Annotated in this window: 1 pseudogene; it reads left to right on the forward strand. The window is 55.5% G+C overall.

The window, feature by feature from the left end:
* Window positions 1–272: pseudogene (locus tag Q4563_RS19905) on the forward strand (hypothetical protein); the annotation flags it as partial.

Here is a 272-nt window from a genome sequence, read left to right on the forward strand (position 1 = left end):
GTGCTTATCTGCTGCAGCATGCCGATATGCTGGGCTTTACCCGCCAAGGGCAAGCCAAACTGGCGGCCCTGGTACGTTGTCACCGACGTAAATTCAATCTGGGTGAATTTGCAACCCTGTCTCCGGAAAGCCGGGCTTTTGTTATCCAGCTGACGCGCTTGTTACGTATTGCGGTGATTCTGAATCATGGTCGGGGAGCACATCCGGTACCGGTGCCGGAACTGAAGGTTATTGCCGGTGACCATGACTCGCTAAGCCTGACACTGCCGGCT

It is taken from the genome of Gilvimarinus sp. 1_MG-2023, from assembly GCF_030548285.1.